At 46.7% G+C, this 12,811-nt stretch carries 14 protein-coding genes and 2 riboswitches; of the genes, 5 read left to right on the forward strand and 9 right to left on the reverse strand.

From position 1 onward, the window contains the following. Positions 1 to 205: 205 nt before the first annotated feature. The 5 genes from RAC86_RS05955 (at position 206) to RAC86_RS05975 (ending at position 4,818) form a co-directional block, all read left to right on the forward strand. Entirely contained in the window at positions 206 to 1,066 is an 861-nt protein-coding gene (locus tag RAC86_RS05955) for a methyltransferase domain-containing protein (RefSeq protein WP_072565509.1), read from the forward strand. Positions 1,067 to 1,216: 150 nt separating this feature from the next. Beyond that, the gene (locus RAC86_RS05960) at positions 1,217 to 2,635 is read left to right on the forward strand and encodes a GntP family permease (protein ID WP_072565508.1); all 1,419 of its coding nucleotides are present in this window, start codon (positions 1,217 to 1,219) and stop codon (positions 2,633 to 2,635) included. Between the two features lie 23 nt (positions 2,636 to 2,658). Continuing rightward, the gene (locus RAC86_RS05965) at positions 2,659 to 3,375 is read left to right on the forward strand and encodes a CoA transferase subunit A (protein WP_072565507.1); all 717 of its coding nucleotides are present in this window, start codon (positions 2,659 to 2,661) and stop codon (positions 3,373 to 3,375) included. Beyond that, the gene (locus RAC86_RS05970; protein WP_014115700.1) at positions 3,372 to 4,028 is read left to right on the forward strand and encodes a CoA transferase subunit B; all 657 of its coding nucleotides are present in this window, start codon (positions 3,372 to 3,374) and stop codon (positions 4,026 to 4,028) included. The genes RAC86_RS05965 and RAC86_RS05970 overlap by 4 nt, the downstream gene beginning before the upstream one ends. A 16-nt stretch (positions 4,029 to 4,044) precedes the next feature. Beyond that, on the forward strand, positions 4,045 to 4,818 hold the full coding sequence (locus RAC86_RS05975; protein WP_072181676.1) for a 3-hydroxybutyrate dehydrogenase: 774 nt from the start codon (positions 4,045 to 4,047) through the stop codon (positions 4,816 to 4,818). Positions 4,819 to 4,869: 51 nt separating this feature from the next. Here the strand turns inward: RAC86_RS05975 and RAC86_RS05980 are convergent, their stop codons facing one another. From RAC86_RS05980 to RAC86_RS06020, 9 genes are all read right to left on the reverse strand, one after another. After that, a complete protein-coding gene (locus tag RAC86_RS05980) occupies positions 4,870 to 6,006 on the reverse strand; it encodes a 5-methyltetrahydropteroyltriglutamate--homocysteine S-methyltransferase (protein ID WP_072565506.1) in 1,137 nt (378 codons plus the stop codon). 77 nt (positions 6,007 to 6,083) lie between these two features. Further along, a riboswitch (SAM riboswitch) is annotated at positions 6,084 to 6,190 on the reverse strand. 68 nt (positions 6,191 to 6,258) lie between these two features. Beyond that, positions 6,259 to 7,392 carry a 5-methyltetrahydropteroyltriglutamate--homocysteine S-methyltransferase gene (locus RAC86_RS05985; RefSeq protein WP_061186618.1) on the reverse strand — a complete coding sequence of 378 codons (1,134 nt, stop codon included), beginning with the start codon at positions 7,390 to 7,392 and terminating at the stop codon, positions 6,259 to 6,261. 84 nt (positions 7,393 to 7,476) lie between these two features. Continuing rightward, a riboswitch (SAM riboswitch) is annotated at positions 7,477 to 7,583 on the reverse strand. 66 nt (positions 7,584 to 7,649) lie between these two features. Further along, entirely contained in the window at positions 7,650 to 8,138 is a 489-nt protein-coding gene (locus tag RAC86_RS05990; protein ID WP_072565505.1) for an LURP-one-related/scramblase family protein, read from the reverse strand. Between the two features lie 176 nt (positions 8,139 to 8,314). Continuing rightward, entirely contained in the window at positions 8,315 to 8,569 is a 255-nt protein-coding gene (locus tag RAC86_RS05995; RefSeq protein WP_072181679.1) for a hypothetical protein, read from the reverse strand. 298 nt (positions 8,570 to 8,867) lie between these two features. After that, positions 8,868 to 8,996 carry a hypothetical protein gene (locus RAC86_RS06000; protein WP_014115693.1) on the reverse strand — a complete coding sequence of 43 codons (129 nt, stop codon included), beginning with the start codon at positions 8,994 to 8,996 and terminating at the stop codon, positions 8,868 to 8,870. A gap of 105 nt (positions 8,997 to 9,101) precedes the next feature. Next, positions 9,102 to 10,334 (reverse strand): peptidase T, encoded by a 1,233-nt coding sequence (gene pepT, locus RAC86_RS06005; RefSeq protein ID WP_014115692.1) that lies wholly within the window; start codon positions 10,332 to 10,334, stop codon positions 9,102 to 9,104. A gap of 49 nt (positions 10,335 to 10,383) precedes the next feature. Further along, positions 10,384 to 11,040: a two-component system response regulator YxJL gene (yxjL, locus tag RAC86_RS06010; protein ID WP_072565504.1), complete on the reverse strand. Its 657-nt coding sequence runs from the start codon at positions 11,038 to 11,040 to the stop codon at positions 10,384 to 10,386. Then, positions 11,027 to 12,247, reverse strand: coding sequence for a sensor histidine kinase (locus RAC86_RS06015; RefSeq protein ID WP_072565503.1), 1,221 nt, complete (start codon positions 12,245 to 12,247; stop codon positions 11,027 to 11,029). The genes yxjL and RAC86_RS06015 overlap by 14 nt, the downstream gene beginning before the upstream one ends. 17 nt (positions 12,248 to 12,264) lie before the next feature. After that, on the reverse strand, positions 12,265 to 12,738 hold the full coding sequence (locus RAC86_RS06020) for a DUF1453 family protein (protein ID WP_072565502.1): 474 nt from the start codon (positions 12,736 to 12,738) through the stop codon (positions 12,265 to 12,267). Positions 12,739 to 12,811: the final 73 nt, after the last annotated feature.

Consider the following 12,811-nt stretch of genomic DNA (forward strand, 5'->3'; position numbering starts at 1 on the left):
TCCTGGACGTTTGTTGTATGATGTAAATGGGGAAACCCATACAGCAAAAAGGGAGTTTTTTTCATGATTATCCAATTCATTCGTTATAGATAATGACAGGTATAGACAATCTGCCAGACCTGGCCAAACTTTTGGGATAGGCCCAGGTTTATTTGTCTATGCCTTTTTCATTTATCTAAAAATGAATGAATGAGGTGTTTTTATCATGAAACGAATAGTTGATTTCAGCCAATTCGCCCCTATGTTTCGATGCCCGCATTGCGGTTCTTCCATGGATGCGAATTCAGGAAGAAGCTTGATTTGTACAGAACGAGGCCACACGTTTGATAGATCTCGACATGGATACGTGAACTTCCTGACGAAGCCGGTCAAAACCGGTTACGATGCCGGACTTTTTGAAGCGAGGAGCAGGCTGATTGGAGAATGCCAGTTTTTTGAGCCGCTCCATCATGCAATTGCAAATCTCATTAGTTATCCCAAATCTGGTCAAGAAGCATTCACCATCTTGGACAGCGGGTGCGGTGAGGGATCTCATCTGAATAAGCTTTGCGGGTTTGATTATGCGGGGAGAACAGCGACGGGAGCCGGCATCGATCTTTCGAAGGATGGGATTGTAAAAGCTTCTAGGACATTCAAAGATCAGATGTGGGCGGTTGCCGATGTGGCGCGTGCTCCCTTTCATGACCGCCAATTCGATGTTGTCTTGTCGATTTTTTCACCATCCAATTATGCAGAGTTTCATAGGCTGCTGAAGGATGATGGCATGCTCATAAAAGTAGTGCCGCGAAAAGATTATTTAATAGAATTAAGGCAATTTTTATATACTGATTCACCAAGGCGTACGTATTCCAATATGGCAGCTGTTGAGCGTTTTACAGCGAATGTTGAACACAGCCATCATGTGAGGCTGCGTTATGTCAAAACGCTTGACCGCCAAGCGATACATTGGCTGCTCCAGATGACGCCGCTCGCTTGGTCTGCGCCGGAAGACAGAGTCAGGCTGCTGAAAGAGATGAAATCAGCCGATATTACGGTTGATGTTGATATCTTAATAGGAATGAAATGAATGGCAGAGGAAAGCTCCGAAAAAAGGAGCTTTCCTTTTTTAATCGGAATAGTTGGCCCCCGCTTCCCGTACATATGGAAAGGGGACGGGAACGGTCGATGCGGAGAGTCTTTGTAAACGCTTTCCTATCCGTGGAAATGGGGGATGTGTGTGGAACTGATCATCATTCTATTGGCGTTAGGCTTGCTGATGTTTACGGCGTATCGGGGATTTTCTGTCATTTTATTTGCGCCGATTTGCGCGTTATTTGCGGTGCTGCTGACAGATCCAAGCCATGTGCTTCCTTTTTTCTCATCGATTTTTATGGAGAAGATGGTGGGTTTTATTAAGCTGTATTTCCCGGTATTTTTACTCGGTGCGATTTTTGGAAAAGTCGTTGAAATGTCCGGGCTTGCGGCATCGATTGCGAAAACGATTGTCAGGCTTGTCGGGGCAAAAAGAGCGATACTTGCCATTGTGCTGATGGGCGCTATCTTGACGTACAGCGGCGTCAGCCTATTTGTTGTCGTGTTTGCCGTGTATCCGTTTGCGAAAAATCTGTTCCGAGAAGCTAACATACCGAAACGCCTCATCCCGGGAACGATTGCTTTAGGGGCTTTTACATTTACAATGGACGCACTTCCGGGGACGCCGCAAATTCAAAATGTCATCCCGACGACGTTTTTCAAAACAGACATTTATGCCGCTCCTTGGCTTGGCTTGTTCGGCGCAGTGATTGTGCTGGCAGCGGGCATGATGTATTTGGAATCGAGGCGAAAAAAAGCGCAGACATCCGGCGAAGGCTACGGCGGTTTTGATTCGGAGAATACTGCTGCTTTTGAATCGCCTGAGTTCACGGCCGAACCGGACAAAAGCCCGGTGCAGCATGCGCTTGCCTTTGTCCCGCTTATACTCGTAGGTGCAGTGAATAAATGTTTCACCATATACCTTCCAAAGTGGTATCCGAATGGATTTGATTTTTCATCGATCGGATTAAAGGAGTTCGGCAAGCTCGATATTTCTTCAGCGGCTGCTATTTGGTCGGTGGAGCTCGCTCTGGTGATTGGCATCATTACAACGATTTTATTTGATTGGAGAAGGGTGTTTGCCCAAATGAAGGAAGGGCTGAATGAAGGGATCGGCGGTGCCTTGCTGGCATCTATGAATACGGGTGCCGAGTATGGTTTCGGCGGCGTTATCGCCGCGCTGCCGGGGTTTCACAAGCTGAGCAGCGGAATCTCGCACACCTTTACCGATCCGCTTGTGAACGGGGCCGTCACGACAACTGCACTGGCGGGGATCACCGGGTCGGCTTCAGGTGGTATGGGCATAGCACTAAGCGCGATGTCCGATCAATACTTGCAGGCGATTCAGGCTTACAACATTCCGCCGGAAGTGATGCATCGAGTCATATCGATGGCATCAGGCGGCATGGATACGCTGCCGCATAATGGCGCTGTCATCACGCTTCTGGCCGTGACAGGACTGACTCACCGGCAATCGTATCGGGATATTTTTGCAATCACGCTCATTAAAACGGCTGCCGTATTTGCTGTGATCGCGATTTACAGCCTGACCGGTCTAGTGTAAGAGAAAACGAAAGGGGCATCAATATGGGAAAAGTACTGTCATCAAGTAAGGAAGCTGCGGAACTGATTCATGATGGAGATACACTGATCGCAGGAGGATTCGGGCTGTGCGGCATTCCTGAACAGCTCATTTTGTCGATAAGAGATCAGGGGGTAAAGGATTTAACCGTTGTCAGCAACAATTGCGGAGTTGATGACTGGGGGCTTGGTTTGCTTTTGGCTAACAGGCAAATCAAGAAAATGATCGCATCCTATGTCGGTGAAAATAAAATTTTTGAGCGGCAGTTTTTAAGCGGAGAGCTTGAGGTTGAACTTGTTCCCCAAGGAACGCTCGCTGAGAGAATTCGTGCAGGCGGCGCGGGCATACCGGGATTTTACACGGCGACAGGCGTTGGTACTTCAATAGCAGAGGGAAAAGAACATAAAACGTTCGGCGGCCGGACATATGTACTGGAGCGAGGCATCACCGGCGACGTGGCGATTGTCAAAGCGTGGAAAGCGGACACCATGGGGAATTTGGTTTTTCGGAAAACGGCGAGAAATTTCAATCCCGTTGCCGCCATGGCAGGGAAGATTACGATTGCCGAGGCAGAAGAAATCGTGGAAGCGGGAGAGCTCGATCCAGATCATATCCATACGCCGGGAATTTACGTACAGCATGTGGTGCTTGGCGCGAGCCATGAAAAACGGATTGAAAAGCGAACAGTCCGACAAGCGGCGGGAAAGGGTGAGGCGAAATGAAAGAAGCGAGAAAACGAATGGTCAAACGGGCTGTACAAGAAATCAAGGATGGCATGAACGTCAATCTTGGGATTGGAATGCCAACGCTTGTCGCAAATGAGATACCCGATGGCGTTCACGTCATGCTTCAGTCAGAAAACGGCTTGCTCGGGATCGGTCCGTATCCTGTGGAAGGAACGGAAGATGCGGATTTGATCAATGCAGGAAAGGAAACAATCACTGAAGTGACGGGGGCTTCCTATTTTGACAGCGCTGAGTCATTCGCAATGATAAGAGGCGGGCATATCGATTTGGCTATCCTCGGCGGCATGGAAGTTTCTGAGCAGGGCGATTTGGCCAATTGGATGATCCCAGGGAAAATGGTAAAAGGGATGGGCGGCGCCATGGATCTCGTCAACGGGGCGAAACGGATCGTTGTCATCATGGAACATGTCAATAAACATGGCGAGTCAAAGGTGAAAAAAACATGCTCGCTTCCGCTGACAGGCCAGAAAGTCGTACACAGGCTGATTACGGATTTGGCTGTTTTTGATTTTGATAACGGCCGCATGACACTGACGGAGCTTCAGGAAGGTGTCACAATTGAAGAGGTTTATGAAAAAACAGAAGCCGCTTTCGCTGTAAGCCAGTCTGTGATCAAACAAAATTCTTAATGGGAAGGTGTTTGACATGAAAAAACAAGTCGCCTTGGTGACTGGGGCAGCCGGCGGAATCGGATTCGAAATCGCGAGGGAATTCGCCCGTGAAGGCGCTAGCGTCATCGTTTCGGACCTTCATCAGGAAGCATGCGAAAAGACCGCTTCCAAGCTTGCAGAAGAAGGTTTTGACGCAGCAGCCATTCCGTGTGATGTGACAAAGGAAGCGCAAGTCGCTGATACGGTAAACGCCATCCAAAAACGATACGGCCGCTTGGATATTTTGGTGAACAATGCCGGTATTCAGCACGTCGCCCCGATTGAAGAGTTTCCGACAGAAACCTTTGAACAGCTGATCAAGGTTATGCTGACGGCGCCCTTCATCGCGATGAAGCATGTTTTTCCGATCATGAAAAAACAGCGATTTGGCAGAATTATTAATATCGCATCTGTTAATGGTTTAGTCGGCTTTGCGGGGAAATCCGCTTATAATAGCGCCAAGCACGGCGTCATTGGACTGACAAAGGTCGGGGCGCTGGAAGGCGCGCCCCACGGCATTACAGTCAACGCGCTCTGTCCGGGTTATGTCGATACACAGCTTGTCCGCAATCAGCTGAGCGATCTTTCGAAAACGAGAAATGTCCCTTACGACTCCGTGCTTGAACAGGTCATTTTTCCGCTTGTGCCGCAAAAACGATTGCTTTCCGTCAAGGAAATCGCGGATTATGCGGTGTTTTTGGCAAGCGAGAAAGCGAAGGGTGTCACCGGGCAGGCTGTCGTCCTTGATGGAGGCTATACCGCTCAATGACATAAAAAACACACTTGCTCCGCCAGGGAATCAAGTGTGTTTTTTCTTTGCTTATTTCCAAACATCGTTAGCGATCTCAACCACATGGCGCAGCTTCGCCCATTGCTGTTCTTCAGTCAGCTTGTTGCCTTCCTCAGTTGAAGCGAATCCGCATTGAGGGCTGAGGCAAAGCTGGTCTAAGCTCACATAGCGGGACGCTTCTTCGATACGGCGTTTTACATCGTCTGGATGTTCAAGCTCACCGAATTTAGATGTCACTAAGCCAAGGACAAGCTGAAGATCAGAGCGCTTCACATAACGGAGTGGTTCAAATCCGCCTGAGCGTGAATCATCATACTCTAGGAAAAGCCCGTCCAGGTTCAAGCCGTCAAAAATGGTTTCGGCTGCTGCGTCATAGCCGCCTTCCGCTGTCCAAGTGGACTGGAAGTTGCCGCGGCAAATGTGCATTGTTACGGTCAAGTCATCCGGACGGTCTGCAATCGCGTCGTTAATGGATTTCGCAAATAGCTGGCGAAGCTCGTCAGGCGTTGTTCCGAACGCTTCGATTTGTTTTAAGCCTTTTTCAGATAAGAAAACAGCCCATGCTGTATCATCAAGCTGGAGGTAGCGGCAGCCTCTGTCATAAAACGCTTGAATCGCTTTTTTATATGCTTTGGATACATCGTGCTGGAAAAGGTGATAGTCGTTTTTGTATGCATCCTTTTCCAGCTTTCCGCGGAAAAACAGCATATTCGGGCTTGGGATTGTCATCTTTGGCGTCGCGTCACCGGCAATGCTATGGAGAAAGGAGTAATCTTCAAGCATTGGGTGAGTTGAAAAGTCGATATCACCGGTCACTTTTATGCCGCGTGCTTTTGTCTGTACGTTATGGAATTGAATGCCCTGCTCAGGAGTAAACGGCTCAACGCCATCTAAGTTTTCAAGGAAATCAAAGTGCCACCACGCTCTGCGGAATTCACCGTCTGTCACGACGTTCAGGCCGGTTTCCTTCTGTTTTTCCACAATGCGGGTGATTTCATCGTTTTCGATTTGGCGAAGCTGCTCAGCCGTAATCTCGCCGGCCGCTTTTTGCAGCCGCGCTTTTTTAACGGGCTCAGATCTCAGCAGGCTTCCGACTTGATCCGCGCGAAACGGCGGTTTTTTTCTTTGAAGTGATTTTTGTTCTGCGGGTGTTGTTTGTTGTGGCATGTTGTCCATTCCTTCTTTCCATTCGAATATAAAAAAGCTCTTCCTTTGGATAAGGAAGAGCTTGTGTGACAATCTCAACCTTATCTTCAAGAGCAATCATTGCTCTAAAGGATTTAGCACCATTCTGTTAAACAGCGGTTGCCGGGTATCGCAGGGCCAGTCCCTCCACCTCTCTTGATAAGGAAAACCTTTTTATGAAATTTTCTGATAGTATCTATTATTCACACATTTTATGTTTCTGTCAATGATAGATTATCTCCACACATCGTTGGCGATGTCGATCACATGGCGCAGCTTCGCCCATTGCTGCTCCTCTGTCAAAAGATTGCCTTCTTCTGTAGAGGCGAAACCGCACTGCGGGCTGAGGCACAGCTGATCCAGGCTGACAAAGCGCGCCGCTTCATTGATTCGGCGCTTCACATCCTCAGGATTTTCAAGCTCGCCGTATTTCGATGTAATCAAACCGAGTACAATTTGCAGATCCTTGCGTTTCACGAAACGGAGCGGATCAAAGTTACCGGAGCGGTCATCATCGTATTCCAAGAACAGGCCGTCCAAATGTAAGCCATCCAAAATCGTTTCCGCTACAGCGTCATAGCCTCCTGATGCCGCCCAAGTTGAACGGAAGTTGCCGCGGCAAATGTGCATCGTGATTGCTAAATCATCAGGCCGGTCTGCCACTGCATCGTTAATCGTTTTGGCGAATAAGGCAGGCAATGTTTCTGGATCGCCCCCAAGCGCTCGGACGACCTCTCTGCCTTTTTCCTCAAAGAAGAGAGACCATGACGTATCATCAAGCTGAAGATAGCGGCATCCAGCGTCATAGAAGGCTTTGATTGCTTTTTTGTACGCTTGGGCCAGATCATGAAAGTATTCCTCTTGGTCGTCATAAATCCCTTTATCGGCTTTTTCACCGAAAAACAGCATATTCGGGCTCGGAATCGTCAGCTTTGGTGTCGCGTCACCGGCAGTCTCATGTAAAAATTGATAATCGGCAAGCGCGGGGTGGCTCGTAAAATCGAGTTTTCCCGTCACTTTGATGCTGCGTGCTTTTGTTTTCGCATGATGGAACTGAATCCCTTCAGCCGGGATGAACGGTTCCACGCCGTCAAGCCCTTCCAGGAAATCATAATGCCACCAGGAACGTCGGAATTCCCCGTCTGTTACCACATCGAGACCGATTTCTTTTTGTTTTTCCACAATGCGGGTGATCTCTTGATTTTCGATATCACGAAGCTGTTCCGCAGTGATCTCGCCAGCCGCTTTTTTTTGCCGGGCTTCTTTCACCGGAGCAGATCGCAGTAAACTGCCGACATGATCGGCACGGAAAGGAGCTTTGATTTGTTTTTCTGTTTTTTGTCCTGCAACATTTGTTTGTTGAGCCATGTCATTCGCCTCTTTTCTGAAATGTGTTGTGCATGAAAAAAGCTCTTCCTTTGAGTAAGGAAGAGCTTGAATGATCAAATCTCCGCCTCATCTGCAAGAACGCAATGTTCTAAAGGATTTAGCACCATTCTGTTTGAAACAGCGGTTGCCGGGTATCATAGGGCCAGTCCCTCCACCTCTCTTGATAAGGTACATCTTCATATTCAGATTTTAATTATCTTAATATTATTACTTTTGGATCAATTGTCAACACCTTTTTAGAAAATACTATTATCTTCGTCGTCATATAATACCATATCCAGCACGATAGCAATGGCTGTGCAGATCAGCACATCTTCCTCGTTTTCAATTTGCAAATGATAGGAATCACCCCAGCTAAGCCACTTTTTGCTCACTGACATCCGGACATTCTCCCCGTCCGTCAGTTGAAATTCATCCTTCCACAAGTCACCGTCAATTTCCCAGTTGAGCTTGGAAATTTCAAATTTTGGTTTGAAAAACGTTAATTTCTTTGCCACCTCACAAACTGTTTTCCCGCCAATTGAAATCTCGTATCGCGGCAATACAGACATTACTTTTTGTTCTATGGAAACGAGTGTTTTTCCGGATGAATCTGTCATTTGTAGCGAGTCTCCTAACGAAAAGAACCGGCCCTCGACCTTGAATGTCTCTTGTTCATTTCGGTCATAAATGTGAAATGCATCTTTAAACGAGAACATTTTTTGTTTCATAAATAATTCGATCATTGCTGAAGTCTCCTTTTGGATTTGCCTTGTAAGAGATTACGGACAGGCGGCAAAAAGGTTTCAAGTTCCAAATCTAGTGATCAGAAACCCTGCTGATTGTTTTTCCCGAGTAATAAATGTTTCTAAAATTGAAAAAGGCTGCATGATTCAGCAGCCTTTTCGTTTGAAATATAGGATTAGGAAAGAGGCATCCGGCGTTTTTGGCGGATGGCGTCAAGGTCGATTAGGTTGTTGTGATGAGGTGCGGCTGCTGGCAGAGGGCTTGTCTTTTGCGGTTTGCGGCGATTGTCCTTGCTGAAAGAAAAAAGAAGATAGCCGCATAATGCGATGATAATAAATAGGATCATTTTACATACCTCCCAAAAAAAGTTTTGGTATTCTCTATTGTACGGATAAAATGTCAAAAAGTATTCAAAAAATTCTAAATCCATTAAAAATAAATAACTGCCCCTCAAAAACAGTCTAACCTGATGACCTGAAAATAGTCTTACAACATGATGATTGTTCTGGTTGGTGATTGGTTCTATAGTTACTATCGACGATAAAATAAATTCCTTTATATAACTTTTAACCTAAAAATCCATAATTCAAATTACCTGTTTTTGGTTGCTGTTTTCTTGCTTGTTTGGTTTATACCCTATTTTGCGGAATCAAACACAAAAAACCCAAATTACGGAGCATTTGGGCGGTACGAGTGAATGCGGATTATGTTTTGGGGATTTGAATGTTTTATTTGAAGAAGCGTTTGAACATTTTTCTGATTTTTTGAAAGGGGCTGGATTTCTTTTGCATGTTAAGCGGCCTTGTCATCATCCATTTTTTCAATAGACTCTTTGCAGCTATTGCATGTTTTGTCATTGTTTTTCCTCCTCAACTGTTGATACTTGTTTTACGGAGGACGTATTCAAAATGTTTCGTTTTCACAAAAAAAAACCAGTCTTTTTTTAAGACTGGCTTTTGGTATTATGCCTGTTCTTCAAACAGTTTTGCAATCTCAACGATGACATTTACGGCTTTCACCATGTTATCGGCTGAGATGTATTCAAACTTGCCGTGGAAGTTTTCCCCGCCGGTAAAGATGTTTGGCGTTGGGAGTCCCATGTAGGACAACTGGGATCCGTCCGTGCCGCCGCGGATTGGAGAAATCTTCGGTTCGATGCCGAGGTTTTCCATCGCTTGCTTGGCAATGTTGACAATTTCGATGACAGGTTCAATTTTCTCTCTCATGTTGTAGTATTGATCGTTCATATCAATCTGAATCCGGTCTTGCCCGTATTCGTTTTGAAGTTCTTCAACGACACGCTTCATTGTTTCTTTTCTGCTTTGGAAGTTGCCTTTGTCAAAGTCTCTGATAATGTAGTGGAGTTTTGTTTCCTCTACATCTCCTTGAATCGACAGCAGGTGGTAGAAGCCTTCGTACCCTTCTGTATATTCAGGCGCTTCGTCTGCCGGTAGCAGGCTGTTCAGCTTCATTGCGATTTTCGCAGAGTTGATCATTTTCCCTTTTGCCGTTCCGGGATGTACGTTGTTGCCTTTGATCGTGATTTTTGCGGCAGCGGCATTGAAGCTTTCGTATTCAAGCTCGCCGAGCGGGCCGCCGTCAACTGTGTAGGCAAAAGACGCATTAAACCGTTTTACATCAAATTTGTGCGGCCCTCTTCCGATTTCTTCATCTGGCGTAAAGGCGACTCTGATTGTGCCATGCTTGATTTCAGGGTGTTTGATGAGGTAATCCATGGCTGTCATGATTTCGGCGATACCGGCCTTATTGTCTGCGCCGAGAAGGGTTGTGCCGTCTGTGGTGATGAGTGTATGGCCCTTATAGCCGGGCAGTTCAGGGAATTGATCAGGTGACAGGATGACCTGCAGCTGTTCATTAAGAACAATGTCTTTTCCATCGTAGCTTTCAATGATTTGCGGATTCACGTTTTTGCCGGTAAAGTCTGTGGCAGTATCGACATGAGCGAGAAAGCCGATAGTCGGCACGTCTTTTTCAGTATTGGAGGGAAGAGTCGCCATGACATAGCCGTTTTCATCAATGGCTACATCCTGCATGCCAATGGATTTCAATTCATCAACGAGCATGTTTCCTAACGTCAATTGGCCGGGTGTGGAAGGGCAGGTGTCGACGGATTCATCGGACTGTGTGTCCACTTTTACATATGTAGTAAACCGTTCAATGATTTCTTCTTTCATTTCCAATCATCTCCTTTGTCTTATTTTATCATGACGGGATGAGAGTTTTCTATTGCACAATACCGTTTCGAATAGCAAAAACGACTGCTTGTGTCCGGTCTTGGGCATTGCATTTTTGCAGAATGCGGTGCACGTGAGTTTTCACAGTGCTTTCGCTGACGAAAAGCTTTTCAGCAATGTCTTCATTTCTCAACCCATAGGCCATTTGCTGAAGAACTTCGAGCTCTCTTTTTGTAAACGGATCTGCCAGTTCTTCGGCTTGAGTTTGTTGCTTTGAGCGAAATGTCTCGCTGATAATTTTAGCAGCTGTGGCTGTACGGAAAATCGCTTCGCCTCTGGCCGCGGCGCGAATGGCGTCAATCAATTCTTCAGGAAGCGTATCTTTCAGCAGATAGCCGACTGCGCCCGCGCGAATGCCTTCAAATACATATTCCTCGGTATCAAAGGTAGTTAAAATGACAATCTTTGTATCTGGCAGTGCGGACATAATGTCTTTTGCCGCTTCGATACCTGAGCAATGTGGCATTTGGACATCCATCAGGATGACGTGGGGTTTTGTTTGCTTTGCCAGTGCAATAATGCCGTGCCCGTCGCCTGCCTCACCAGATACGGCCATATCCGGCTGTGCGTTGATGACATAGCGGAAGCCTTCACGCACAAGCGGCTGATCATCGGCAAGTGCGACGCGTATTTTATCTTTGTTCATCTTTTTGCTCCTTATTCGTTGTCGTGAGCGGCAATGCCAGCTCAATTTGCAGGCCGCTCGGCTGCACGGCGCTGAAAGAAAGGGAACCGCCTGCTTTTTCAGCGCGGTCTTTCATTCCTGTCAGCCCAAATCCGCAAGTAAGATTGCCGGTGAAATGTCCGTTGTCGGTGATTGTGACATAGAGGTGGGTCTCGTCGTTAGAAATGACGGCAGCCGCATGGGTAGCGTGAGCGTGACGGATGATATTGGTCAGCGCTTCTTGCAAGGTGCGGTAGATCGTTTCACTTACGTTTTGAGGCCAAGACTCTTCTGAAAGGCCGGCAGTGTCTAAAGAAACGTGCAAGCCGCTTCGTTCCTCCACTTGGTGGATAAGCCCCCGCAAAGCGGTAAGGCCAACCATCGATTCACTTCGGCCCATTTGGTGAACGACAGACCGTACTTCCTGAAGACATTCTCTGGCGACAGTCAGTACATTTTGAATGACTTTTTCTGAATCATCCTTGCTGCTTTTCAGGATATAGGGAAGAGATTGAAGCTGAACAATCACAGAAGTCAGCTCGTGGCCGATACTGTCATGAATGTCTCGGGCAATTCTTGTACGCTCCTCAAGGACCGCGTACCTTAAAGAAAGAACAGAAGCCTCCTGCAGCTCTGCATGTGCTTTCTGGAGTTCTTCGTGGGCTTGCTCCAGCTGCAAGTGCATTTTTGCCAATTCAGCATGATTTCGTTCAGCCTCTCTTCTCGCTTCTCGCCTGAAACGCATGGAGGAGAAGAAGACGTACAGTCCGATCATGATAGAGATGTTACTAATGATATCATCCAAGCTGCTGTCAAAAAGGGTGTATAGAAAGAAAACGTTGCCCCCAATTAGGCATATTGTAAAAATCAAGGACAGCCGTGCAGGAAGCTTTATGGCTGCGAAAACCATTAAAAATACGATTAAGAAAAAGGCGGCTCCCTGCTCTTGGCCGGAAATAGCCCAAAGGAAAACGGTCAGGAGCCAAAGCCCGATGAATATGCCCAAATTGACAGCAGCGGATGCCACAAAGGGAATGATCCAAATGAATGCTAGATACACCGCAAATACAAACGCTAACAAAAGGGGGTCAGCTTTGGCTGGGTGAGATAAAAATTGTATGCAATTCAAAATGAGAATAAGGCTCGGCACAAGCTTCTTGTAGTGCCGAGCCGGAGATTGTTGGTTCATGCTGGTCCTTCTTTCAGTTATTGAATGGATACTTTGCCAGAGGCCAGCCGTCTGTATGCTTTGTAAAGCATGATGTTACGGGCTGTGATAGTGCCGAGGGGAATGAAGAACATAGAATGTATAATGCCAATAAAAATCTCGTTGCTCTCAGGCAGCCATGTTCTCGCAGCCATGCGCAAAGAAAGTATCACTAGAATGAGGATAACACTTCCAAGGGAGCCGCGTGAAGTGACCTTTCCGGTTTCCGGGTGAATCCGCACGTTTACCATCTTCCCAATGCCAAACCCGCAGGCCAGCCCGATCAGTAATAAAATGCAGCTGATCGCCACATGTAAAACAGAATGAAAATACACCGGCTGAAATGATGCTGATACACCCCATAAGAGCAGCAGCGGAATGATCAGCAATTTCGCGGGCTTTACCGTTCTTTCTCGATACATCGATAAAATAATAAGAATAAATACAATAAAAATGTAGGGGCTCATCGCCATGTCATCAAATCCTTTCAGCATTAAGCATAGCGAAAATTGGAAAAGAAAACGTCAACCGGCAGATTGATTTTTC

This window comes from Bacillus sp. LR_5, from assembly GCF_042709275.1.

What these genes read in the sequence shown, in the direction of transcription:
- RAC86_RS05955 (WP_072565509.1), top strand. Translation starts at nt 206, where the DNA reads ATGAAACGAATAGTTGATTTCAGCCAATTCGCCCCTATGTTTCGATGC.
- RAC86_RS05965 (WP_072565507.1), top strand. Translation starts at nt 2,659, where the DNA reads ATGGGAAAAGTACTGTCATCAAGTAAGGAAGCTGCGGAACTGATTCAT.
- RAC86_RS05970 (WP_014115700.1), top strand. Translation starts at nt 3,372, where the DNA reads ATGAAAGAAGCGAGAAAACGAATGGTCAAACGGGCTGTACAAGAAATC.
- RAC86_RS05975 (WP_072181676.1), top strand. Translation starts at nt 4,045, where the DNA reads ATGAAAAAACAAGTCGCCTTGGTGACTGGGGCAGCCGGCGGAATCGGA.
- RAC86_RS05980 (WP_072565506.1), bottom strand. Translation starts at nt 6,006, where the DNA reads ATGCCACAACAAACAACACCCGCAGAACAAAAATCACTTCAAAGAAAA.
- RAC86_RS05985 (WP_061186618.1), bottom strand. Translation starts at nt 7,392, where the DNA reads ATGGCTCAACAAACAAATGTTGCAGGACAAAAAACAGAAAAACAAATC.
- RAC86_RS05990 (WP_072565505.1), bottom strand. Translation starts at nt 8,138, where the DNA reads ATGATCGAATTATTTATGAAACAAAAAATGTTCTCGTTTAAAGATGCA.
- RAC86_RS05995 (WP_072181679.1), bottom strand. Translation starts at nt 8,569, where the DNA reads ATGGATTTAGAATTTTTTGAATACTTTTTGACATTTTATCCGTACAAT.
- RAC86_RS06000 (WP_014115693.1), bottom strand. Translation starts at nt 8,996, where the DNA reads ATGACAAAACATGCAATAGCTGCAAAGAGTCTATTGAAAAAATGGATG.
- pepT (WP_014115692.1), bottom strand. Translation starts at nt 10,334, where the DNA reads ATGAAAGAAGAAATCATTGAACGGTTTACTACATATGTAAAAGTGGAC.
- yxjL (WP_072565504.1), bottom strand. Translation starts at nt 11,040, where the DNA reads ATGAACAAAGATAAAATACGCGTCGCACTTGCCGATGATCAGCCGCTT.
- RAC86_RS06015 (WP_072565503.1), bottom strand. Translation starts at nt 12,247, where the DNA reads ATGAACCAACAATCTCCGGCTCGGCACTACAAGAAGCTTGTGCCGAGC.
- RAC86_RS06020 (WP_072565502.1), bottom strand. Translation starts at nt 12,738, where the DNA reads ATGGCGATGAGCCCCTACATTTTTATTGTATTTATTCTTATTATTTTA.